Source organism: Allobosea sp. WAO, from assembly GCF_001509835.1.
Taxonomy (GTDB): Bacteria; Pseudomonadota; Alphaproteobacteria; order Rhizobiales; family Beijerinckiaceae; genus Allobosea.
In genome coordinates, this window is record NZ_JXTJ01000006.1 from 490,126 (window position 1) to 510,875 (window position 20,750).

Annotated in this window: 25 protein-coding genes; 21 read left to right on the top strand and 4 right to left on the bottom strand. The window is 66.3% G+C overall.

Translation table 11 applies throughout. The features are described from left to right. Positions 1 to 19: 19 nt before the first annotated feature. Entirely contained in the window at positions 20 to 1,480 is a 1,461-nt protein-coding gene (locus DK26_RS11440) for a sensor domain-containing diguanylate cyclase (RefSeq protein WP_066471986.1), read from the bottom strand. A gap of 333 nt (positions 1,481 to 1,813) precedes the next feature. On the opposite strand from DK26_RS11440, the gene DK26_RS11445 reads away from it, so the two are divergent. The 7 genes from DK26_RS11445 (at position 1,814) to DK26_RS11475 (ending at position 7,755) form a co-directional block, all read left to right on the top strand. Further along, positions 1,814 to 3,577: an acetolactate synthase 3 large subunit gene (locus tag DK26_RS11445; RefSeq protein ID WP_066471988.1), complete on the top strand. Its 1,764-nt coding sequence runs from the start codon at positions 1,814 to 1,816 to the stop codon at positions 3,575 to 3,577. A gap of 137 nt (positions 3,578 to 3,714) precedes the next feature. Further along, positions 3,715 to 4,428, top strand: a complete 714-nt coding sequence (locus tag DK26_RS11450; protein ID WP_066471989.1) for an aspartate/glutamate racemase family protein — start codon at positions 3,715 to 3,717, stop codon at positions 4,426 to 4,428. Then, positions 4,425 to 5,132 carry a glutathione S-transferase family protein gene (locus tag DK26_RS11455; protein ID WP_066471990.1) on the top strand — a complete coding sequence of 236 codons (708 nt, stop codon included), beginning with the start codon at positions 4,425 to 4,427 and terminating at the stop codon, positions 5,130 to 5,132. Before DK26_RS11450 ends, DK26_RS11455 begins: the two co-directional genes overlap by 4 nt. Before the next feature lie 2 nt (positions 5,133 to 5,134). Continuing rightward, positions 5,135 to 5,671, top strand: a complete 537-nt coding sequence (gene ilvN, locus DK26_RS11460) for an acetolactate synthase small subunit (RefSeq protein WP_066471992.1) — start codon at positions 5,135 to 5,137, stop codon at positions 5,669 to 5,671. Positions 5,672 to 5,753: 82 nt separating this feature from the next. After that, entirely contained in the window at positions 5,754 to 5,966 is a 213-nt protein-coding gene (locus DK26_RS11465; RefSeq protein ID WP_066471994.1) for a hypothetical protein, read from the top strand. Between the two features lie 78 nt (positions 5,967 to 6,044). Beyond that, positions 6,045 to 6,785 carry an AraC family transcriptional regulator gene (locus DK26_RS11470; RefSeq protein ID WP_066471996.1) on the top strand — a complete coding sequence of 247 codons (741 nt, stop codon included), beginning with the start codon at positions 6,045 to 6,047 and terminating at the stop codon, positions 6,783 to 6,785. A 244-nt stretch (positions 6,786 to 7,029) separates the two neighbouring features. Then, entirely contained in the window at positions 7,030 to 7,755 is a 726-nt protein-coding gene (locus tag DK26_RS11475; protein ID WP_066471998.1) for a haloacid dehalogenase type II, read from the top strand. 3 nt (positions 7,756 to 7,758) lie between these two features. Here the strand turns inward: DK26_RS11475 and DK26_RS11480 are convergent, their stop codons facing one another. Further along, a complete protein-coding gene (locus DK26_RS11480) occupies positions 7,759 to 8,304 on the bottom strand; it encodes a DUF924 family protein (RefSeq protein ID WP_066472007.1) in 546 nt (181 codons plus the stop codon). Between the two features lie 158 nt (positions 8,305 to 8,462). Here DK26_RS11480 and DK26_RS11485 point away from each other — a divergent pair, with 158 nt between their 5' ends. The 6 genes from DK26_RS11485 to DK26_RS11505 all read left to right on the top strand — a co-directional run bounded on the left by DK26_RS11485 (position 8,463) and on the right by DK26_RS11505 (position 11,662). Beyond that, positions 8,463 to 9,113 (top strand): TetR/AcrR family transcriptional regulator C-terminal domain-containing protein, encoded by a 651-nt coding sequence (locus DK26_RS11485; RefSeq protein WP_066472010.1) that lies wholly within the window; start codon positions 8,463 to 8,465, stop codon positions 9,111 to 9,113. 34 nt (positions 9,114 to 9,147) lie between these two features. Then, a complete protein-coding gene (gene ilvC, locus DK26_RS11490) occupies positions 9,148 to 10,167 on the top strand; it encodes a ketol-acid reductoisomerase (RefSeq protein WP_066472012.1) in 1,020 nt (339 codons plus the stop codon). A gap of 157 nt (positions 10,168 to 10,324) precedes the next feature. After that, positions 10,325 to 10,513: a hypothetical protein gene (locus tag DK26_RS11495; RefSeq protein WP_066472015.1), complete on the top strand. Its 189-nt coding sequence runs from the start codon at positions 10,325 to 10,327 to the stop codon at positions 10,511 to 10,513. A gap of 50 nt (positions 10,514 to 10,563) precedes the next feature. Then, positions 10,564 to 10,785, top strand: a complete 222-nt coding sequence (locus tag DK26_RS11500) for a hypothetical protein (RefSeq protein ID WP_066472017.1) — start codon at positions 10,564 to 10,566, stop codon at positions 10,783 to 10,785. Between the two features lie 81 nt (positions 10,786 to 10,866). After that, complete coding sequence (locus DK26_RS29840; RefSeq protein ID WP_282568031.1) at positions 10,867 to 10,995, top strand: hypothetical protein; 129 nt, start codon at positions 10,867 to 10,869, stop codon at positions 10,993 to 10,995. Between the two features lie 274 nt (positions 10,996 to 11,269). Further along, on the top strand, positions 11,270 to 11,662 hold the full coding sequence (locus DK26_RS11505; RefSeq protein WP_066472019.1) for a hypothetical protein: 393 nt from the start codon (positions 11,270 to 11,272) through the stop codon (positions 11,660 to 11,662). Between the two features lie 157 nt (positions 11,663 to 11,819). Here DK26_RS11505 and DK26_RS11510 read toward each other — a convergent pair whose 3' ends face one another. Both DK26_RS11510 and DK26_RS11515 read right to left on the bottom strand, forming a co-directional pair. Continuing rightward, a complete protein-coding gene (locus tag DK26_RS11510) occupies positions 11,820 to 12,185 on the bottom strand; it encodes a DUF655 domain-containing protein (RefSeq protein WP_066472021.1) in 366 nt (121 codons plus the stop codon). Between the two features lie 201 nt (positions 12,186 to 12,386). After that, positions 12,387 to 12,926 carry a DedA family protein gene (locus DK26_RS11515; RefSeq protein ID WP_198162312.1) on the bottom strand — a complete coding sequence of 180 codons (540 nt, stop codon included), beginning with the start codon at positions 12,924 to 12,926 and terminating at the stop codon, positions 12,387 to 12,389. Between the two features lie 211 nt (positions 12,927 to 13,137). Between DK26_RS11515 and DK26_RS11520 the strand changes: the two genes are divergently transcribed. The 8 genes from DK26_RS11520 to DK26_RS11555 all read left to right on the top strand — a co-directional run bounded on the left by DK26_RS11520 (position 13,138) and on the right by DK26_RS11555 (position 20,738). Beyond that, entirely contained in the window at positions 13,138 to 14,013 is an 876-nt protein-coding gene (locus DK26_RS11520; protein ID WP_066472026.1) for an ABC transporter ATP-binding protein, read from the top strand. Beyond that, positions 14,010 to 14,798, top strand: coding sequence for an ABC transporter permease (locus DK26_RS11525; RefSeq protein WP_066472027.1), 789 nt, complete (start codon positions 14,010 to 14,012; stop codon positions 14,796 to 14,798). The genes DK26_RS11520 and DK26_RS11525 overlap by 4 nt, the downstream gene beginning before the upstream one ends. Positions 14,799 to 15,040: 242 nt before the next feature. Further along, positions 15,041 to 16,069: an ABC transporter substrate-binding protein gene (locus DK26_RS11530; protein WP_066472029.1), complete on the top strand. Its 1,029-nt coding sequence runs from the start codon at positions 15,041 to 15,043 to the stop codon at positions 16,067 to 16,069. 156 nt (positions 16,070 to 16,225) lie between these two features. Continuing rightward, complete coding sequence (locus tag DK26_RS11535) at positions 16,226 to 17,278, top strand: PAS domain-containing sensor histidine kinase (protein WP_066472031.1); 1,053 nt, start codon at positions 16,226 to 16,228, stop codon at positions 17,276 to 17,278. 80 nt (positions 17,279 to 17,358) lie between these two features. Then, on the top strand, positions 17,359 to 17,763 hold the full coding sequence (locus DK26_RS11540; RefSeq protein WP_066472034.1) for a nuclear transport factor 2 family protein: 405 nt from the start codon (positions 17,359 to 17,361) through the stop codon (positions 17,761 to 17,763). Between the two features lie 92 nt (positions 17,764 to 17,855). Next, a complete protein-coding gene (gene pdxY, locus DK26_RS11545; protein WP_066472036.1) occupies positions 17,856 to 18,704 on the top strand; it encodes a pyridoxal kinase PdxY in 849 nt (282 codons plus the stop codon). Positions 18,705 to 18,708: 4 nt separating this feature from the next. After that, the gene (locus tag DK26_RS11550; protein ID WP_066472038.1) at positions 18,709 to 19,836 is read left to right on the top strand and encodes an endonuclease/exonuclease/phosphatase family protein; all 1,128 of its coding nucleotides are present in this window, start codon (positions 18,709 to 18,711) and stop codon (positions 19,834 to 19,836) included. Beyond that, positions 19,833 to 20,738 carry a PhzF family phenazine biosynthesis protein gene (locus tag DK26_RS11555; RefSeq protein ID WP_066472040.1) on the top strand — a complete coding sequence of 302 codons (906 nt, stop codon included), beginning with the start codon at positions 19,833 to 19,835 and terminating at the stop codon, positions 20,736 to 20,738. Before DK26_RS11550 ends, DK26_RS11555 begins: the two co-directional genes overlap by 4 nt. Positions 20,739 to 20,750: the final 12 nt, after the last annotated feature.

Below are 20,750 nucleotides of genomic sequence, written 5' to 3' on the forward strand. Positions count from 1 at the left end.
GCAGTCCTGAGCCGCGCGGTCAGGCGGCGGCGGCGTTCTCGTCCCCGGCGCTGCGGATGCAGTCCCGGCCCTCGTTCTTGGCCCGGTAGAGCTGCTTGTCGGCGCGGGCGACGAAGGTGTTGAAATCCTCGTCGGGATGTCGCGTGGAGACGCCGATGCTGGCGGTGACCTGAAGGTCGAGCGTCTCCGAAACCGGCAGATGGGTCCGGCGCAGAGCGGCATGCAGTCGCTCGGCGATGAGCCGCGCCTCGCGCGCTCCCGTGCGCGGCAGAAGCACCGCGAATTCCTCGCCGCCGAGGCGGCCGACCAGATCCTGCCCGGCGCGCATCTGGCCTAGCAGGAGATCAGCGAAGGCGCGGATGACGGCGTCTCCGGCAGCATGGCCGTGGCTGTCGTTGACCTGCTTGAAATGGTCGAGGTCGATGATGAAGAGCGAGGTTTCATCGCCAGAGGCGGCCGCGGCCGCGATTTCGGCATTGGCCTTCTCGGTCAGCGAGCGGCGATTGAGCAGCGTCGTCAGCGGATCGGTCTCGGCGAGGCGGCGCAGCTCCTGCTCGCGCTCCTCGCGCTGGCCGAGCTCGTGGGAAAGGGCGCGCCGCGTTGCGCGCTCCTTGCCGATCTCGAGCGCCAGCGTCGCGGCTCGACTTTGCAGGGTTAGGTTGGCGAGTTTCAGCTCGGAGATGTCCGTGAGGGTCATCACCAGCCCGTCGCCGAGCGGGGCGAGGGCGATCTGCAGCCAGACCTCGCGTCCGTCGAGCACATGGCAGGTCTCGAACATATCGCCACGACGCAGCTCCATGACATAGAGGCAGCGGCGCCAGACCGTGTCGTCGGCGAGGAAGGGCAAGGCCTGGCGCCCGTCGCTGTCTACCAGCGCACCGTCAGGAGCGCCGGCCATGGCCGCCGCGCGGCGGTTGGCGGTGATGATGACGGTGCGGGCGATGTCGCCTTCATCGTCGCGCACGGCGCGCAGCGCGACGATGCCGGCCGGCGAGGTATCGAGCACTGTCGTCAGCAGCTCCTCGTGGAAATGCATGGGTTTGCTGAAGACGATGAGGCGGCGCTCGCCATCGGCGCGTGTCGTCGGCAGAATCAGGCGTTCCCAGAGGCTGACGCGGACGGTCTTGACGGCGCGATGGATCGAGTAGAGCGGCTTGCCGCTGGCCAGCACCTGATCATAGCAGGCGATGGTGAAGCGGGAGACGTTGGGCGACATGCCGGAGACCCGTGCGCCGGTCCGGTCGCCGCCCACATTGCGGGCGATGTCGCGGCCGAAGTGCTCGTAGACGTAATCGCCTTCGGCCGGGGCCATGATCATGATGTCGCGGCTGCAGAAGGAGAGCAACTCGTGGCTGAAGTCCTCGAAGGGCGCGCCGCCGAGCTCTCCCTGCGCGCTGTGCTCGAAGCGGCGCAGCAGGTCGGCGACTTCGGGAGCGTAGGCTCTCTCGGCGATGTTGTGGGTGTGGACTTCCTGATACATCGCGCCCGGCTTCCGTCAGCCGATCGCTATCAGGGGGGTCTTGAGAAAGTGTTCCTTTGCGGCAACAAAAGTACCGGCAAATTATCCGCTGCCACGAGATTGCGCGCTGCAAGCCGCTTGACCGGCTGGCGGCGCTCGTCTAGCGTCCGCCAAATTCGTTCACTGTAAGGGCGCGACATGCGCAAGTTCATTCTCGTAAAGGTGCGCTGGTAGGGGCCGGTTTAACAAACCGGGTGTCCCCAACGCCAGCGCACGCCCAGGCCCCTCGGAGGGCCTTTTTTATTGCCTTTTTTCCAGCTGAACCCGACAAGACAGACCGCGCAGGAGACCGTTATGAGCGAGATGATGACAGGCGCCGAAATGGTCGTTCGCGCCCTTCAGGATCAGGGCGTCGAGCATCTCTTCGGCTATCCTGGCGGCGCGGTGCTGCCGATTTATGACGCGCTCTTCCAGCAGGAGAAGGTCAAGCACGTCCTCGTCCGGCACGAGCAGGGCGCTGTCCATGCGGCCGAGGGCTATGCCCGTTCCGCAGCCGGCAAGGTCGGTTGCGTCCTCGTCACCTCGGGTCCGGGCGCGACCAACGCCGTCACCGGCCTGACCGACGCGCTGCTCGACTCGATCCCGCTCGTCGTCATCACCGGCCAGGTCCCGACGCATCTGATCGGCTCGGACGCCTTCCAGGAATGCGACACGGTCGGCATCACCCGCTCCTGCACCAAGCACAACTATCTGGTGAAGAGCATCGCCGACCTGCCGCGTGTCCTGCACGAGGCCTTCTATGTCGCCGCCAACGGTCGGCCCGGCCCGGTCGTGATCGACATCCCCAAGGACATCCAGTTCGCGACCGGCGCCTATAGCCGTCCGCGCGACAACCAGCACAAGACCTACCGTCCGACGGTCAAGGGCGACCTCAACAAGATCAAGGCTGCGGTCGAGCTGATCGCCAAGGCCAAAAAGCCGGTGTTCTACACAGGCGGCGGCGTCATCAATTCCGGCCCGCACGCCTCGGCGCTGCTGCGCGAGCTCGCGCGGTTGACCGGCTACCCGGTGACCTCGACGCTGATGGGGCTCGGCGCCTTCCCGGCGGCCGACAAGCAGTGGCTAGGCATGCTCGGCATGCACGGCACCTACGAGGCGAACCTCGCCATGCATGACTGCGACGTCATGATCAATATCGGCGCGCGCTTCGACGACCGGATCACGGGGAGGCTCGACGCCTTCTCGCCGCACTCGAAGAAGATCCACATCGACATCGATCCGTCCTCGATCAACAAGAACGTCAAGATCGACATCGGCATCGTCGGCGACTGCGCCCATGTCCTCGAGGACATGGTCCGGATCTGGCGCGAGACCTCGCCGCAGATCGACAAGACGGCGCTGACCGCCTGGTGGACCCAGATCGACGGGTGGCGGGCGCGGAACAGCCTCGGCTACAAGCAGTCCGGCTCGGTGATCAAGCCGCAATATGCGATCGAGCGGCTCTACGAGCTGACGAAGGATCGTAACACCTACGTCACCACCGAGGTCGGCCAGCACCAAATGTGGGCGGCGCAGTATTTCCGCTTCCAGGAGCCGAACCGCTGGATGACCTCGGGCGGGCTCGGCACCATGGGCTACGGCCTGCCGGCGGCGATCGGCGTTCAGATGAAGAATCCGGGCGCGCTGGTGATCGACATCGCCGGCGAGGCCTCGATCCTGATGAACATGCAGGAGATGTCGACGGCGGTGCAGTACCGGCTGCCGGTCAAGATCTTCATCCTGAACAACGAGTACATGGGCATGGTGCGCCAGTGGCAGGAACTGCTGCATGGCGGGCGCTATTCGGAGAGCTATTCGGCCTCGTTGCCGGACTTCGTCAAGCTGGCCGAGGCCTATGGCGGCAAGGGCATCCGCTGCTCCGACCCGGCCGATCTCGACGCCGCGATCATGCAGATGATCGAGACGCCCGGCCCGGTGATCTTCGACTGTCTGGTCGCGAAGGAAGAGAACTGCTTCCCGATGATTCCGTCGGGCAAGGCGCACAACGAGATGATCCTGCCCGATTTCGAGGGCGATACCGGCGAGATCATCGACGCCAAGGGCAAGCAGCTCGTTTGATCGGGCGGCGTCATGCCCGGGCCTGACCCGGGCATCTCAGGTAGGGCGAGGCGCCGGTCGGCGCCTCCTCTTCATCAGCGTCTCGGGTCTGCGTTTCGCTGGGCCCGAGCATGACGGCCTCGGCACAGGGGGAGCAGATGGCGACCATCGGCCTGATCGGCGGGATGAGCTGGGAATCGACGGCGGTCTATTACCGGCTGCTGAACGAGGGCGTGCGGACGCGCCGGGGCGGGCTGCATTCGGCCGATGTCCTGATGCATTCGGTCGATTTCTCTCCGATCGCCGAGATGCAGGCGGCCGGGGATTGGGCGGCGGCCGGCGCGGCGATGGCCAACAGCGCCCGTCGCCTCGAAAGCGGCGGCGCCTCCTGCATCGTGCTGGCGACGAACACCATGCACAAGCTCGCCGACCACATCACCCAGGCGACGAACCTGCCCTTCCTGCATCTCGCCGACGTCACCGCCAAGGCGATCCGCAAGACGCAGAGCCGCCGGCCGCTCTTGCTGGCGACGCGCTTCACCATGGAACAGCGCTTCTATCGCGACCGGCTCGCCGCCTTCGGCGTCGACGCGCTGGTGCCGGACGAGACCGAGCGACCCGATGTCCACCGCATCATCTACGAGGAACTCTGCCATGGCCGGATCGATGCGGCCTCGGAGGCGCGTTATCTTGAGATCGTAGACCGGGCGATCCGCGAGGATGGCGCCGACGGCGTCATCCTAGGCTGCACCGAGATCACGCTCCTGCTGTCGCAGTCCGACTTTGAGATCCCGGTCTTCGACACCACGGCGCTGCATGTCGAGGCCGCCCTCGATTTCGCCGCCGACATGGCGGAGCAGGTGGCGGCATGAAGCTGGTCATCGCCAACAAGAACTACTCGTCCTGGTCGCTGCGGCCCTGGCTGCTGCTGACCGAACTCGGCATTACCTTCGAAGAGGTCTTGATTCCATTCGGGCAAACCTTCGACGATCCCGAATGGAAGCGGGCGATCTCCGCCTTCACCCCGGCCGGCAAGGTGCCGGCGCTGCTCGATGGCGAGATCCAGGTCTGGGAATCGCTGGCGATCATGGACCATGTCGCCGATCTCAGGCCCGACCTGCCGGTCTGGCCGCGCGAGCGGGCGGCGCATGCGATGGCGCGCTCGGTCGCGGCCGAGATGCATGCCGGCTTCCAGGCCTTGCGCGGTGCCTGCCCAATGAATATCGCACGCCAGTTCCACCCGCGCGATCGCGGCGCCAAGGTCGCTGCCGATGTCGCGCGCATCACGGCGATCTGGTGCGATGCGCGGGCGCGCTTCGGAGAAGGCGGGCCGTTCCTGTTCGGCGCCTTCGGCGCGGCGGACGCGATGTTCGCACCGGTCGTAGCGCGCTTCACCAGCTACAGTATCGACCTCGATCCGGTCAGCGCCGCCTATGCCGAGGCTGTACAGGCGACGCGCGGCTATCAATCCTGGCGCACGGCCGCGCTCGCCGAACTCTGGATCATCGACGAGGACGAGGCGGATGAGCCGGTCCTCAAGGAATTCCGCCCCCATCTCAGCCGCAGCAAGGCCTAACGATGAACACGACGCATTATCCGACCGCCCCGACCGCCCAGCCGATCGCCCGCCATACGCTGGCGGTGATCGTCGACAACGAACCCGGTGTTCTCGCCCGCATCGCCGGGCTGTTCTCCGGCCGCGGCTACAACATCGAGAGCCTGACCGTCTCCGAGACCGAGCATGAGAAGCATATCTCGCGTATCACCGTGGTCACCTCCGGGACCGCCAATGTCATCGACCAGATCAAGGCGCATCTCGACCGGCTGGTGCCGGTGCACCGCGTCGTCGACCTGACCTTGCAGGGCGAGGCGCTGGAGCGCGAACTCTGCCTGCTCAAAGTCGTCGGTAAGGGCGATCACCGCGTCGAGGCGATGCGTCTGGCCTCGGCCTTCGGCGCCCGCACGCTCGACGCCTCGCTGACGTCCTTCGTCTTCGAGCTCACCGGCTCGACCGAGGAGATCGAGCGCTTCATCAAGCTGATGACCGTGGTCGGCCTGACCGAGGTGTCGCGCACGGGCATCGCCGCGATGAGCCGCGGCCCGGACGCGATGTGAGATCGGCGAGTGCGATGAAGGAGCCCAGCATGCTTTGTGGACCTGGCTTTCTGGCCTTCGTAGCGGGAAGGGCTGGCGCTTGATGGTCGGCCTCGAACAATTCGCGCTCGGTCTCGGCATCCTCGGTCTCGCCTGCTTTACCTGGCCGATCCTGCAGCGGCTCACCGGCCGGGCCGAGCCCGAGGCGCTGGGCAGCGGCAGGAGCCTGCGCTCGCCCTTGTGGTGGGCCGGGTTCGGTCTCACCGTCGTCGCGATCTTCCTGCAGCGGATCGCGGCGCAGCAGGGCGGCGGCTGAGCCGCGAGGCCCTGCTCTTGATTGAGCGCGGTGATCGGCGGCAAATGTGCCGCATGATCCCTCGCGCGTGAGCAGGCGATGTCGATCCAACTCGAAATCCGCAGCTATCGCGGCGCCGATCGCCATAGCCACGATTACAGCCAGATCCTGCTGCCGATGCAGGGCGCGATGCGGCTCGATGTCGAGGGGCATCGCAGCATCGTTTCGAGCAATTGCGTCGCCGTCATTCCGTGCGACCATGAGCATGACTTCGAGCCGAGCGTCGATTGCAGCATGCTCATCCTCGATATCGAGGCACAGACCTTCGCCGGCGAGGCCGTGCCGGCGCTGCTGCGCGAGCCCGTGCCGTCCTTGACGCGGGTCGAGCCCTGGCTGTGGCGGATGTTCCGCCAGCTAGGCGCCGAGGTCGAGGCTGGGGCGTGCCGGGCGGGCGATGCGGCGCGCATGGCGCTGGCGGGGCTGCAACTTGTCGAGCCGCAGGCTCCGGCCAGGCCGTTGTCGCGCGCGGAAGGCCGCGTCCTCGATATCGCTCGCGAGACGCGGCCTGGAAGCGTCTCCGAGATGGCGAAGGCGGCGGGCCTCGGCCAGAGCCAGTTTCATGCGCTGTTCCGGGCGACGACGGGGCAGTCGCCGAGGCAGGCGCAACTGAGCCGGCTGTTCGGAGAGGCGGCGGATCAGTTGGCTACGACGGCGCTGCCGGTCTCCGAGATCGCCTACGGGCTCGGCTATCAGAACGCCTCGTCCTTCAACCGGCAGTTCAGGCGGCGCTTCGGCCTGACGCCGTCCGAATTCCGTGCGGCGAGCCGGTCACGCGGATGATCCCTCATAACCCTCATCCTGAGGAGCGATCGTAGATCGCGTCTCGAAGGATGCTCCAGCTGGTTCCGGAGCGCCCTGGAGCATCCTTCGAGACGGCCGCTGATGCGGCCTCCTCAGGATGAGGGCTCAAGGAGGCGTGGAAAGAAGCGCAGTTTCGGTCAAGTCATTCGGAGCTTCGCCTCATCACGGCTGTCCGGGCACTCGCTATGGTCGGCGCGACCCCGAGCCATGAGGACTACCCGCGATGAAACTCACCGATTTCAAGGTTCTGACCTTCGACTGCTACGGCACGCTGATCGACTGGGAGACCGGGATCTGGAACGCACTGCAGCCGCTGATCAGCGCCGGCCGGATCAACATCGACCGCGAGGAGGCGCTGGCGCGCTTCGGCACGCTTGAGACTGAGCTGGAGGGGGCGGGACCGTCGCTGCGCTATTCGACGCTGCTCGCCGCCGTCCATGCGCGCCTCGCCAAGGATCTCGGCGTCAACATCCATGCCGACCTGAATGAGCGCTTCGGCGGCTCGGTGCCGGACTGGCCGGCTTTCCCAGACTCGGCCGAGGCGCTCGCCTATCTCAAGCGGCATTACAAGCTGGTGATCCTGTCGAACGTGGACCGCACGAGCTTCGCAGCCAGCAACCGCAAGCTCGGCGTCACCTTCGATGCGATCTACACCGCGGAGGATATCGGCTCCTACAAGCCCGATCCGCGCAACTTCGTCCATCTGCTGGCGCATCTGGAAGCCGATCTGGGCCTCAGGGCCGGCGAAGTGCTGCACACCGCGCAGAGCCTGTTCCATGACCATGTCCCGGCCGAGCGGGCCGGGCTGGCGCGCGCCTGGATCGACCGGCGATCCGGCATGGTGGGGAGTGGGGCGACGAAAATCCCCGCCAAACGGCCTAGTGTCGATTTCCACTTCAGGAGCCTCGACGAATTGGCGGAGGCGCATCGCGTGGAGATGGGAGGCTGAGCGTCAGCCGCTGAAGCCGCCATCCTCGAGGAAGCGCCGTTCCTCGGCCGAGCTCTGCCGGCCGAGGACGGGATTGCGATGCGGGAAACGGCCGAAGTCGCGGATGATGTCGCGATGGATCTCGGCGAACTTCACGCCTTCGGGGTCGTCGGCCGCCTCGCAGAGCGCGACGCAGCGCTGCTGGTCGGTGAGGTCCTCCGAATGCATGAACGGCATGTAGATGAAGCGCCGCTCCGGATTCTCGAAAGCCTGGTCGAAACCGCGCGCGATGGCGCGCTCGGCAACCGCGAGAGCCAGCGGGTCGGCGGCAAAGGCCTGCGGCGAGCCGCGATAGAGGTTGCGCGGGAACTGGTCGAGCAGCAGCAGTAGGGCATAAACGCCCTCGGGCGTCGCTTCCCATGCGCTTAGCTCACCGCGGGCGGCGGCCTCTACCTCGGCCAGGAAGCGCCGGCGGATTTCGGCATCGAAGGTATCGTCCTTGTCGAACCATTTGTCCGGGCCGGCCTCGCGCCAGAAGTCGAGAATCGCGGTCGCGGCGGGCGGGGTCATGGGCAGGCTCCGTCAGGTTTCGGCAGTGCGGTGGCTGTCCGCTATATAGGCCACGTGGCGCGATAGGGGAGGCCAGCCCGCGCCTCAGCTTTCCGCTTGCATGGCCGCGGGGGCTGCGATAGATCACGGAACCGTAACGTACGGTACTGTTCCGGACCATGACCGACCCTATCACTGATAGCCAGGCAGAGGCGCTGACACCGCGACAGCTCGCGGTGCTCGATGCCGTGCTTGGACTGATGGTGGAGAAGGGCGACCAGCTGACCATGGCCGCCGTGGCGCGGCGGGCGAGCTGCTCCAAGGAGACGCTCTACAAATGGTTCGGTGACCGCGACGGCCTGTTGACCGCGACCGTGCAATGGCAGGCCTCGAAGGTCCGCGCCGGCAATTACGACCGCCAGAAGCTCGACGCGTTGTCGCTGCGCGACAGCCTAATCCGTTTCGCCGTGAACTGGCTCGAGGTGATCTCCAGCCCGACCTCGATCGCGCTCAATCGCCTCGCCATCAGCCATGCCGCGACACATGAGAGCAATCTCGGCGGCATCGTGCTGGCCAATGGCCGTTTCGCGATCGGCGAACGGCTGCGTCCGCTGCTCGAGGACGGGCGCGCGACCGGGCTGCTTGATTTCGACGATGCCGAGACGGCGTTCCGGACCTTTTTCGGCCTGGTCGGCCGCGACGTGCAGATCCGCCTGCTGCTCGGCGATGCGCTGAAGCTCAGCGGCGCCGAGATCGAGCGCGACGCCGCCCGGGCGGCAGACCAGTTCCTCGCACTTCACGGGCGGGCGAGACCCGCACCGAAAGCCTGAAGCAAAGAACCCAACCCAAGGAAGGACGCATCCAATGCGCGTTTATTACGATCGCGACGCCGACATCAATCTGATCAAGGGCAAGAAGGTCTGCATCGTCGGCTACGGCTCGCAGGGCCATGCGCACGCGCTCAACCTGCGCGATTCCGGCGTCAAGGAGATCATCATCGCCCTGAAGGCCGGCTCGGCCACCCGCAAGAAGGCCGAAGAGGCCGGCTTCAAGGTCATGACTCCGTCCGAGGCCGCCAAGGTCTCCGACATCATGATGATGCTGACCCCGGACGAGCTGCAGGGCGACATCTATCGTGACGAGCTGCATGGCAACATGAAGGAGGGCGCCGCCCTTCTGTTTGCGCACGGCCTCAACGTCCATTTCAACCTGATCGAGCCGCGCAAGGACCTCGACGTGCTGATGGTCGCGCCGAAGGGCCCGGGCCACACCGTCCGTTCCGAGTATCAGCGCGGCGGCGGCGTGCCGACCCTGATCGCGATCCACCAGGACGCGACCGGCAACGCCCATGATCTCGGCCTGTCCTACGCCTCGGCCAATGGCGGCGGCCGCGCCGGCATCATCGAGACGACCTTCAAGGAAGAGTGCGAGACCGACCTGTTCGGCGAGCAGGTCGTGCTCTGCGGCGGCCTGGTCGAGCTGATCAAGGCTGGCTACGAGACCCTGACTGAGGCCGGCTACGCCCCGGAAATGGCCTATTTCGAGTGCCTGCACGAAGTGAAGCTGATCGTCGACCTCATCTACGAGGGCGGCATCGCCAACATGAACTACTCGATCTCGAACACCGCCGAGTATGGCGAGTACGTCACCGGCCCGCGGATCATCACTGCCGAGACCAAGGCCGAGATGAAGCGCGTGCTCAGCGACATCCAGTCAGGCAAGTTCACCCGCGACTGGATGCTGGAGAACAAGGTCAACCAGACCTCGTTCAAGGCGACCCGCGCCCGCTACGCCGCGCATCCGATCGAGGAAGTCGGCGCCAAGCTCCGCGACATGATGCCGTGGATCAAGGCCAAGGCCCTGGTCGACAAGACCAAAAACTGATCCGGACCCTGGCTGCGGGCTCGCCGCAGCAGGGTTCCAGCTTAGCGAAAGTCAGGAACGGGCGCCGCAAGGCGCCCGTTTCGCGTTTGGAGCGGTGCCTGGAACCCGGCTGCCTCATGGACGTTGATGCTGCAGTCACGAACAGCAGGAGCGTCCGATGAACGACCGGAAGACGCTGGACCAGCGGGGCGGCGGGCATGGCCACCGCCACCATCATGCGAGCAGGGGAAGATCCCACGCCGCCCACCCGATTTCACGGCAGGAGCGGATGTTCTTCGCCCTGCTCGGCGGCTGTCTGGGCCTCACTTTGATCGCCAGCGCAATGCTGCAGTTGGTGGCAGGCTGAGCGCCTACACGCCGGTCGCGACCTGCGGGCCGCGCGCAAGGGAGACGGCAATGGAACAGGATGTGAGGGAGCGCGAAGCGCGCATCCCGACCGAAGGCGGCCAGCCGATTCCGCCGATGCGGGCGGACAAGCACACCGATGCCGACCCGGCGGTCGAGACGCCCGTCGAGGCACGGCAGGGCTTCCTCGACAGGCCCGTGCTGATGGTGCTGGTCGGTGGGCTGGTCCTGGCGGTGATCGCCTGGATCGGCGTCGAGATCATCGCCTACTGAGCCAGCAATTGCGACGCGGCTCGCACAAAGGACAACGGGAATACAGGGAACGGGACGGCTTTGAGCAGAGGGGAGGCAATCATGGAACCGGTTAGAACGCTGCATGAACCACATCTGCACGAGGCGCATGGCATTCAGTTCGGCCTGTCGTATCTGGCGCTGGGCGGCTCTTTCGCGTTGCTCCTGCTGATCGTCATCGGCCTGCTGTAAATTCTCTGCGGCCTCAATGGCACAGAGGCGAGGAATGCATGTCTGCTGCCCATCGGCGTCGCAGATCGCCGACAGATGCGAGTGCACCTGCTCGGCGCTTCAAAACACCCGCTCGGCCGCGCCGCATTTCTGAAAGCCTCGAACCGCAATCGCGGATCTTCCAGCGCTCTAATCCTGCTGACAACAGCTGTCACTGAACGCGAGAGTTTCTGACAGGAGCTGACAGTCCGCGGGTGTCCTGTTCCGCCATCACTTCTGATGGCGGAGAAAGATCATGATCAGCTTCATCATCGGACCGGCCCGGCACGTGTTCGCCAGGGGCGGTTCGCTTGGCCGCTTCCCGCGTGCTGTCGTGGGCAGCATCGGCCGCTGGCTGCGGACACGGCGCGATTATCACAGGTTCTGCGATATGAGTGAGCGTGACCTGCGCGATCTCGGCCTGCGTGATTGCAGCGAGCGCGACAGGATCGCCGCCCCATTCTTCGGCGACCCGACCGGGATCATCGCTGTGCGTTGCGAGGACCGGCGTGGCCTGGGGGCCGGAGAAGGCGTCGACGAGGCCCTGCGCCGCCAGAGTTCGGACGCGTCGCCCCGGTTCGAGCAGGCGGCCAGAGAAACCGACAAAGCGACAAGCGGCCGGGTGGTCTTTCTCAGAGTGGTCGAATGAGCGCTGCCTGAGGGGGCCAATTATGAGCGGACCCTCTGCAGCCCGCGATCGCGAGCTCGACGAGAGCCCGGTGGACGTCACGGCTCACGTCCGGGAGAGATAGCCCCAACAAAGAAACGGAGCCGGCCGCGCGTGCGGCCGGCTCCCTGGTGCGAGATCAGAAGGTGATCTTATCCTTGATGTCGGCCTCGACATTGGCCGGCAGGACGTTGCGTTTCACCAGATCGTCGAAATTCTTGAATTTCGCCTTGGCGCGCTCCTCGATGATCTTCTTGGAGCGGGCCTCGCCGATGCCCTTGAGCGTGTCGAGCTCGTTGGCGCTGGCGGTATTGATGTTGATCTTCTTGGCCTGCGTCGCGGCGGGGGCAGCGGGTTTGGCCGCGGGCGCGGCTGGCGCAGCAGGCGTCGTCATGGGGGCTGCCGGCTTGGCCGGGGTGGCAGGCTGGGTTGCGGTCTGCGCGAAGGCCGGGCCGGCTGCGAGGGCAAGCGCGGCGAGGCCGATGGCAAAACGAGACATGGTCATGGCGTGGACTCCATAAGTCCTGCCCGGAGGAGCTGAGCTGCGCAGATGCCGGGCCGTCCGCGCCGCCGCGCCGGTTGTGAACCGGAAGGACCCGGTCTCGACGCGATGGCCGGACTTTCGGCCCGCGAGCCTGAACGCGATCTGAGACCTTCGTTCAGCTGGCGTTGTGTTTCGGGGCTGCCCTGGTCGGGAGCGCTGCGCCTATTTGCCGGTGAACTTCATCATCATCTCGGTCGCCTGGCCGGCGCCGTAGATCAGGCCGAAGCCCCAGGCGAAGGAGGCGCCGAAATTCGCGAGCTGGAAGGCCCAGAACGGCATCTTCACGATGCCGGCGACGAGCGCGATCACCGCCCTGATCGGCCCGAAGAAATGGCCAACAATGATGCCGAGGAAGCCCCATTTCTCGAAGAAGTCGTGGCCCTTGCGCAGCAAATCAGGGTTGTCGCGCAGCGGCCAGTAATCGTCGACGCGCGGGCCGAGCACGAGGCCGGCCCAATAGGACAGCCAGAAGCCGAAAGCCGCTCCGAGCGAGGCGGCGATCGAGAGAGGGACGAGATTCAGGCCCGAGGCGCCGGCGATCGCACCGAAGGCGGTAAAGAAGACCGTGGCCGGCACCAGCCAGGACAGGATCGCGACGCATTCGGCGAAAGCGACGAAGAAGACGATCGGCAGCGCCCATTGCTGGTTGTTGCGCATGAACTCGACGAGAGTCTGAATCCATAGGTCGAGTTGCGCGGTCACCGGCCAGTCTCCTTCAGGGGCGTGCAGCGATACAGCAGAAGCGTCGGCGTTTCGCTACCCGGCCGGCGTTAAAAAAAACCCGCAGGAACCCGGCTATCGTACGGGTTGCCTTCGCCGGATGATCGCCTACTCTCCCCGCGAACGGGAAAATCGACCGGGAAGGCCAGCGCTTGTGGGCGCCGCGCTCTGCCCGGCGGGGGAAACGATACTGATGCAGCCTAAAGACAGCCCGCCGGAGGCGGCGGGCGCGGGGAGCGCCGCTCCCGCTCCGGCCGTCCGCCTGACGGGGCTGGACATCACCTTCCATCTCCAGGGCGGCACGCGCTACCAGGCGGTGAAGGCGATCGACCTCAGCGTCGCCAGCGGCGAGTTCGTCTCGGTGGTCGGGCCGACCGGCTGCGGTAAGTCGACCCTGCTCAACGCTGCCGCCGGGTTGCTCACGCCTTCGGCCGGCAAGGTCGACATCTTCGGGAAACCTCTCTCCGGGCTCAACCGCCGCGCCGGCTACCTCTTCCAGCAGGACGCGCTGATGCCGTGGAAGACGGCGCTCGACAACGTCAAGGTGGCGCTGGAACCGATGGGCGTCTCCGATGCCGAGGCCGACAAGCGGGCCCGCGACTGGCTGGCGCGCGTCGGCCTGCGTGCGTTCACCGAGCGCTATCCGCACATGCTGTCGGGCGGCCAGCGCAAGCGCGTGGCGCTGGCGCAGATGCTGATCCGCGATCCCGAGATCCTGCTGATGGACGAGCCCTTCGGGCCGCTCGACGCGCAGACCCGCCAGATCATGGGCAATCTCCTGCTCGATCTCTGGTCGAAGGATCGCAAGGCACTGATCTTCGTCACCCATGATCTCGAGGAGGCGATCGCGCTGTCCGACCGGGTGGTGGTGATGTCGGCCGGTCCGGCTGCGGGCATCGTCGCCGATTACAAGGTGCCGCTGCCGCGGCCGCGCGACATCGCCGAGATCAGGCTGGAAAAGGCCTTCCACGAGATCCATCGCGACATCTGGTCGTCGCTCAGGGTCGAGGTGCAGAAGGCCTACGCCATGGGCGAGGGCAAGGAACTGGTCGGGGAGGGGAGCCCGTGAGCCGGCTCAAGCTGCTTCTGCTGCAAATCCTGGTGATGATCGTCGCGCTGGCGATCTGGCACGTCATCAGCAACTTCCCGATCTTCGGCGACGTCAAGACGATCCGCTTCTTCTTCTCGACGCCGCTCGACGTGCTGGCGCGGACCTGGAAGCAGCTCACCGGCGCCGAGATCTACTATCATCTCGGCATCACCCTGACCGAGACGGTGCTGGCCTTCGTCATCGGCTCGGCGGCGGGCATCTTCTTCGGCTTCGCCTTCGCCCGGAACGCGCTGCTGGCGGCGGTGTTCGACCCCTACATCAAGGCGGCGAACGCCCTGCCGCGCGTCGTGCTGGCGCCGATCTTCGCGCTCTGGTTCGGCCTCGGCATCTGGTCGAAGGTGGCGCTCGGCTTCACGCTGGTCTTCTTCATCGTCTTCTTCAACGTCTACCAGGGCGTGAAGGAGGTCTCGCCGACCGTGCTCGCCAATGCCCGCATGCTCGGCATGAACGAGCGCCAGCTCTTCCGCCATGTCTATTGGCCCTCGGCGCTGACCTGGATGTTCTCCTCGCTCCACACCTCGGTCGGCTTCGCGCTGGTCGGCGCAGTGGTCGGGGAATATCTCGGCTCCTCCGCTGGGCTCGGCTACAAGATCCACGAGGCGGAGAGCGTGTTCGACGTCACCGGCGTGTTCTCGGGCATGCTGATCCTGGCGCTGTTCGTGATCCTGATCGACTCGCTGGTGACCATGGTCGAGAACCGGCTCCTGGTCTGGCGGCCCGGACAGAGTTCGACGACGACGTGAGCGGCTCTCGGCGATTGCGGCGTTCGGGTCACTGCTCTGCGCGCGCCAAATCGGCTTTGTCGTCCGCAAACGCTACACCGTTTCCTTCGACCTTGCCGCTGTCGGCGCCCATGTCCGGCGCTTCCGCGAGCTGTGCCCGATATGAGGCGCGGAGCAGGGCGCTTGCCGCAAGCCATTGATACCGCCTATCGTTCAGCCCGAAGCCGCCTCAGAAGCGCTCATCGACAACCCGGAGGAACCCCATGAGCTTTTCCCGTCGCACGGCGCTCGCCGCGCTCGCCTTCACCACCGCGCTCGGCTTTTCCGCCCATGCGCTCGCCCAAAACGCCGAGAAGCCCAAGCTGACGCTCGGCGTCGGCGGCAAGCAGCTGCTCTACTATCTCCCGCTCACGGTCGCGGAGAAGAAGGGCTTCTTCAAGGAGCAGGGGCTCGACGTCGAGATCAACGATTTCGGCGGCGGCGCGAAGTCGCTGCAGGCGCTGGTCGGCGGCTCGGTCGATGTCGTTACGGGTGCCTATGAGCACACCATCCGCATGCAGGCCAAGGGCCAGGACATCCGGGCGGTGATCGAGCTCGGCCGCTTCCCGGCGATCACCATCGCGGTGCGCAAGGACCTCGCCGACAAGGTCAAGACGGCAGCCGACTTCAAGGGGCTGAAGATCGGCGTGACGGCGCCGGGCTCCTCGACCGCGCTGACCGCGCAATACGCCATGGTCAAGGCCGAGCTGAAGGCGACGGACGCGCCGATCATCGGCGTCGGCGCCGGCGCGAGCGCGGTCGCGGCGATCAAGCAGAATCAGGTCGACCTGATCTCGCATCTCGATCCGGTGACCTCGAAGCTCGAGGCCGATGGCGATGTCGTGGCGCTGATCGACACGCGCACCGAAGCCGGCACCAAGGCGCTGTTCGGCGGCGCCAACCCGGCCGCCGTGCTCTATCTCAAGAACGATTTCGCCGAGAAGAACCCGGTGACCACGCAGAAGCTGGTCAACGCGCTGATGAAGTCGCTGAAATGGCTGGAGACGGCCAAGCCCGAGGATGTCGCCGATCTCGTTCCGGCGGAGTACCATCTCGGCGACAAGCCGCTCTATCTGCGCGCGGTCAAGAACTCGCAGGAGAGCTATTCGCGCACCGGCATTTCGACGCCCGACGCGATGAAGAGCATGTATGATTCGCTGAAGCTGCTCGATCCCGAGCTCGCGACCTCGAGTGTCGACCTGAGCAAGACGTTCATCGACACCTTCGCCAAGAAGGCGGGCGCTGGTTCCTGAGCCGGCGAGCATCAAGCCCGGCGGTGAGCGGAATGCCGCTTGCCGCCGGTCGCTCGATGCTTTCAATAGGGGGCAAGCACTCCCTCAGGCGACGATGGTCGCCATCCTAGGTGACATTTGGAAAATTGCAGACGGTTTCTCGATGGCGGCGGCGCGATGGCGGCGGCCATCGCTGCTCATGACTGGACGACAACGCTCGGGCCGCCCGAGAACTGGCCCGCCGCCTTGCGGGTCGCGGTCGGGATGATGGTCAATTCGCATTTCCCGAAATGCATCGTCTGGGGCCCCGAGCTCATCACCATCCATAACGATGCCTTCAAGGCGATCCTCGGCGACAAGCCGCCGGCGCTCGGCCAGCCGTTCAGCGAGGTCTGGGCCGAAGTCTGGCAGGAAATCAGTCCGCTGGTCGAAAAGGCCTATGCGGGCGAGGCGACCTTCATCGAGGATTTTCCGCTCGTCGTCGAGCGCTACGGCTATCCCGAGCGCGCCTGGTTCACCTTCTGCTACAGCCCGATCCGGGACGAGAATGGTGCCGTCCTCGGGATGATCGATACGGTCGTCGAGACCACGGCCAAGATGCAGTCGGAGCGCAACTCCCGCCTGCTCAACGCCGAACTCGCGCACCGCATGAAGAACGTGCTGGCGATGATCGGCGCGGTCGCCAACCAGACCTTCCGCTCGGCCGGCTCGCTCGAAGAGGCGCAGGCGACCTTCGGAGAGCGGGTGGCCGCGCTCGGCGAGGCCCATGCGATCCTGACCCAGTCGAGCTGGAGCGGCGCGCCGATCCGCGCGGTGATCGAGGGCGCCCTGGCGCCGCACCGTATCGCCGAAGGGCGGGTCGTGCTCAACGGTCCGGCCCTGGAACTCGGCGCGAAGCAGTCGCTGACGCTGGCGCTTGCGATCAACGAGCTCACGACCAATGCGATCAAGTACGGGGCGCTGTCGCGCGATGGCGGCCGGGTCGCGATCGCCTGGCGCGCCGGCGCGCCCGATAGCGAGGAGCGCTTCGCACTCGGATGGAGCGAAAGCGGCGGCCCCCCGGTGACCGCGCCGACGCGCAAGGGTTTCGGCTCGCGGCTGCTGGAGCGGGTCGTGGCGCAGGATTTCCAGGGCAAGGTCTCGCTGGGCTATGAGAGCGCCGGCCTGCGCTACGAGCTCGAGACCGCGATGGTCGCCATCGCCAATGCCGAGCCGGTTCATTCGAGCTGACGCCCGCGGCCCTCTTACGGAAATCTGGACACGCGCCTGCTGCGGGATCAGAGTGTCGGCCTGACGTTGGGGGAGCCGACATGACCGAGCGCGCCGCCGTCGCCGAACTCATCCGCAGCGCCTACGCCGCCCGCCATCGCGGCGATCTCGACGGGCTGATGAGCTGTTTCCACGAGCAATGCAGCTATCGGCTGGCGGGAGGGCCGGCCGCCGCCGAGGTCTTCGCCGAGCCTGACGGGCATGCGGCGGTCCGGGAGCAGATGGCCGGGCTGATCGCGACCTACGTCTTCAGCAACATCGAGGAACTGGCGCTGATGGTCGAGGGCGACCGGGCGACGCTGCACTGGCGCGCCGATGTCGTCTGCGTGCCGACTGGCCGCACCGGCTCCTTCGAGATCATGGATGTCGTCACGGTCGCGGACGGCAAGCTGACCAGCGTGACGCAGTTCACCGACACCGCCGGCGTCGCCCGGCTCTCGGTCTAGGACCGCGCCGGCTTGGGCTGTCGTCGCTTTCGATTTGCCGAGCCGGGCGCTGAGCGGGTAGACCATGCCGTCCCGCCGCGAGCCCCGTGCCCATGAACATCCTCTCGATCCAGTCCCATGTCGCCTATGGACATGTCGGCAACGCCTCTGCCGTCTTTCCGATGCAGCGCCTCGGCGTCGAAGTCTGGCCGATCCATACCGTGCAGTTCTCCAACCACACCGGCTATGGCGACTGGAAGGGCCGCGTCTTCGACGGCGGCATGATCGACGAGGTGATGGAGGGCATCGCCGAGCGCGGCGTGCTGCCTTCCTGCAACGGCGTGCTCTCCGGCTATATGGGCTCGGCCGATATCGGCCATGCGATCCTCTCCGCCGTCGAGCGGGTGCGGGTCGCCAATCCCAAGGCGATGTATTGCTGCGATCCGGTGATCGGCGATGTCGGGCGCGGCATCTTCGTGCGCCCGGGCATTCCGGAGTTCATGCGCGAGCAGGCGGTGCCGGCCGCCGACATCGTGACGCCGAACCAGTTCGAGCTGGAATTGCTGACCGATGTCGAGGTCCGGACCATCGGCGATGCCCATCGCGCCGTCGAGGCGTTGCGCGATGCCGGCCCGAAGGTCGTGCTGGTCACCTCGTTGATCACCGACGAGACGCCGGATGACGCGATCGACCTGATGGCGGCCGACGGGCAGGGCACGTTCCGGGTACGCACGCCGAAGATCGACATCAGCGTCAACGGCGCCGGCGATGCGATCGCCGCGCTGTTCTACGTGCACTATCTGCGCGACGGCTCGGCCGCGAGCGCGCTCGCCAAGGCCTCGTCCTCGATCTACGGGCTGCTCAAGCGGACCAAGGATGCCGGCTCGCGCGAGATCCTGACCGTCGCGGCGCAGGACGAGTTCGTTACGCCCTCGCACCAGTTCGTGCCCGAGGCGGTCTGAACGGATGCGGCTGCGCCTCGGCACCTTCAACGTCGAGAATCTGCTGACGCGCCATCGTTTCGAGCCGGGCGGACGCACCGAGACGGCCGCCGCGATGTCGCTGTTCCACTTCCCGCGCGCCGACGAGCGCGACGCGGTCGAGCGCTCGCTGGCCGTGGCGCTGGAGGACGACAAGCGCCAGATGACGGCGCTCGCCATCGCCGAGGCCAATGCCGACATCTGGATGCTGCAGGAAGTCGACTCACTCGCCAGCCTGCAGGCCTTCTTCGCCAATTACGTCCACCGCATCGCCGATCATCGCTACGGCCATTTCACGCTGATCGACGGCAATGATCGCCGCAGCATCGATATCGGCTTCGCCGCCCGCCGCGACCTTGTGGCGCCGCAGCAGGTCACGGTGCGCTCGCATCGCGAGATGAGCTTCGCCGAGGCGGAAGCCTTCTCGCCCGAGGTCGCGGCCTTCGGCATCGGCCCGCGCGACAAGGTCTTCGCGCGCGACTGCTTGGCGGTGACGCTCGCTTTCAGCGACCGGGAGCTGACGCTGTTCGGCTGCCATTTCAAGTCGATGAACAATGGCCGCGACGACGGCCGGCAAGCGACGCTGCCGATCCGGCGCGCCGAGGCTTTGGCGGTGAGACGCATCATCGAGGCCCGGTTCGGCAGCGGCTGGCGCGAGGCGAACTGGGCGATCCTCGGCGATCTCAACGCTTATCGTATCGGGCTCGGGCCGCTGGCGGCGCCGACCGATGAGGGGGAGAGCGGGATCGAGCCGCTACTCGACGATTTCGCCGTCGACCCGATGCAGGCGCTGCCGCCGCATGAGCGCTGGACGCATTTCCGGCGCTACTGGTCGGAAACGCATCAGAAGCTGCTCGAAAGCCATATGCCGCTCGACCATATCCTGCTTTCACCGGCGCTGGCGGCGGCGAACCCCGACCCGGTGATCCAGATGATCCGGCGCGGTCTGCCCTATCGCGTGCCGCTCGACCCGCGCGAGGCGGACCGTTCGATGGGCAAGCTCGCCCTGACCGGAGATCGCTATCCGCGCGTCGGCTGGGACCGGCCCAAGGCCTCGGATCATTGTCCGCTGACGATCGAACTTTCAATCCCGAAACCGCACGGAAGGTCATGATGCAGCGCCGCTTCGTCACGCTCGACGTCTTCGCCGCTCGTCCCCACGCCGGCAATCCGCTGGCCGTGGTGCTCGACAGTGATGGCCTTGATGGCGCGGCGATGCAGGCGATCGCCCGCGAGTTCAATCTCTCCGAAACGGTCTTTGTCCTACCGCCGGCCGATCCGGCGCATCGCGCCGCCATCCGCATCTTCACGCCGGAGCGCGAACTGCCCTTCGCCGGCCATCCGACGGTCGGGACCGCGGTGCTGCTCGCCTTGCGCGATGCAGCCGAGGGAAGGCCGGGGACGGTGCTCGTGCTCGAGGAAGAGGTTGGTTTCGTGCCCTGCGCCGTTAGCGGGATCACGGGACGCTCCGGCCGCGCGACCTTCACCTTGCCGCGCCTGCCGGAGGAGATCGAGCCGGCCGCTTCCTCGCCGATGCTCGCCGGCGCGCTCGGGCTCGACCGGCGCGACATCGGTTTCGATGCCCATGTGCCGAGCGTGTTCTCGGCAGGGCTCGGTTTCACGCTGGTGCCGGTGGCGTCGCGCAAGGCCCTGGCCGGCATCCGGCTCGACACCAGCCTGTGGTCGCAGGCGATGCGGCCCGCCGGGCAGGAGAACGCCTTCGTCTATTGCCGCGAGACGGTCGATACGGGGCACCATTTCCATGCGCGGATGTTCGCGCCCGGCATGGGGGTCGTCGAGGATCCGGCCACCGGTTCGGCCGTCGCCGCCTTCGCCGGGGCGGTGATGCGCTTCGAGAAGCCGGGTGACGGAGAGCAACGCCTGGTGATCGAGCAGGGTTACGAGATCGGCCGGCCCTCGCAGATCGAGCTTGGCCTGACGGTCGCCAATGGCGTGCTCGTCTCGGCGACGATCGGAGGGGCGGCTGTGGTGATGAGCGAGGGGCACTTGCTGTGAGGAGATCCTGGT

What these genes read in the sequence shown, in the direction of transcription:
- DK26_RS11555 (WP_066472040.1), top strand. Translation starts at nt 19,833, where the DNA reads ATGATGCAGCGCCGCTTCGTCACGCTCGACGTCTTCGCCGCTCGTCCC.
- DK26_RS11520 (WP_066472026.1), top strand. Translation starts at nt 13,138, where the DNA reads ATGCAGCCTAAAGACAGCCCGCCGGAGGCGGCGGGCGCGGGGAGCGCC.
- ilvC (WP_066472012.1), top strand. Translation starts at nt 9,148, where the DNA reads ATGCGCGTTTATTACGATCGCGACGCCGACATCAATCTGATCAAGGGC.
- DK26_RS11535 (WP_066472031.1), top strand. Translation starts at nt 16,226, where the DNA reads ATGGCGGCGGCCATCGCTGCTCATGACTGGACGACAACGCTCGGGCCG.
- DK26_RS11495 (WP_066472015.1), top strand. Translation starts at nt 10,325, where the DNA reads ATGAACGACCGGAAGACGCTGGACCAGCGGGGCGGCGGGCATGGCCAC.
- DK26_RS11455 (WP_066471990.1), top strand. Translation starts at nt 4,425, where the DNA reads ATGAAGCTGGTCATCGCCAACAAGAACTACTCGTCCTGGTCGCTGCGG.
- DK26_RS11540 (WP_066472034.1), top strand. Translation starts at nt 17,359, where the DNA reads ATGACCGAGCGCGCCGCCGTCGCCGAACTCATCCGCAGCGCCTACGCC.
- pdxY (WP_066472036.1), top strand. Translation starts at nt 17,856, where the DNA reads ATGAACATCCTCTCGATCCAGTCCCATGTCGCCTATGGACATGTCGGC.
- DK26_RS11480 (WP_066472007.1), bottom strand. Translation starts at nt 8,304, where the DNA reads ATGACCCCGCCCGCCGCGACCGCGATTCTCGACTTCTGGCGCGAGGCC.
- DK26_RS11450 (WP_066471989.1), top strand. Translation starts at nt 3,715, where the DNA reads ATGGCGACCATCGGCCTGATCGGCGGGATGAGCTGGGAATCGACGGCG.
- DK26_RS11510 (WP_066472021.1), bottom strand. Translation starts at nt 12,185, where the DNA reads ATGACCATGTCTCGTTTTGCCATCGGCCTCGCCGCGCTTGCCCTCGCA.
- DK26_RS11475 (WP_066471998.1), top strand. Translation starts at nt 7,030, where the DNA reads ATGAAACTCACCGATTTCAAGGTTCTGACCTTCGACTGCTACGGCACG.
- DK26_RS11530 (WP_066472029.1), top strand. Translation starts at nt 15,041, where the DNA reads ATGAGCTTTTCCCGTCGCACGGCGCTCGCCGCGCTCGCCTTCACCACC.
- ilvN (WP_066471992.1), top strand. Translation starts at nt 5,135, where the DNA reads ATGAACACGACGCATTATCCGACCGCCCCGACCGCCCAGCCGATCGCC.
- DK26_RS11505 (WP_066472019.1), top strand. Translation starts at nt 11,270, where the DNA reads ATGATCAGCTTCATCATCGGACCGGCCCGGCACGTGTTCGCCAGGGGC.
- DK26_RS11500 (WP_066472017.1), top strand. Translation starts at nt 10,564, where the DNA reads ATGGAACAGGATGTGAGGGAGCGCGAAGCGCGCATCCCGACCGAAGGC.
- DK26_RS11485 (WP_066472010.1), top strand. Translation starts at nt 8,463, where the DNA reads ATGACCGACCCTATCACTGATAGCCAGGCAGAGGCGCTGACACCGCGA.
- DK26_RS11445 (WP_066471988.1), top strand. Translation starts at nt 1,814, where the DNA reads ATGAGCGAGATGATGACAGGCGCCGAAATGGTCGTTCGCGCCCTTCAG.
- DK26_RS11470 (WP_066471996.1), top strand. Translation starts at nt 6,045, where the DNA reads ATGTCGATCCAACTCGAAATCCGCAGCTATCGCGGCGCCGATCGCCAT.
- DK26_RS11440 (WP_066471986.1), bottom strand. Translation starts at nt 1,480, where the DNA reads ATGTATCAGGAAGTCCACACCCACAACATCGCCGAGAGAGCCTACGCT.
- DK26_RS29840 (WP_282568031.1), top strand. Translation starts at nt 10,867, where the DNA reads ATGGAACCGGTTAGAACGCTGCATGAACCACATCTGCACGAGGCGCAT.
- DK26_RS11550 (WP_066472038.1), top strand. Translation starts at nt 18,709, where the DNA reads ATGCGGCTGCGCCTCGGCACCTTCAACGTCGAGAATCTGCTGACGCGC.
- DK26_RS11465 (WP_066471994.1), top strand. Translation starts at nt 5,754, where the DNA reads ATGGTCGGCCTCGAACAATTCGCGCTCGGTCTCGGCATCCTCGGTCTC.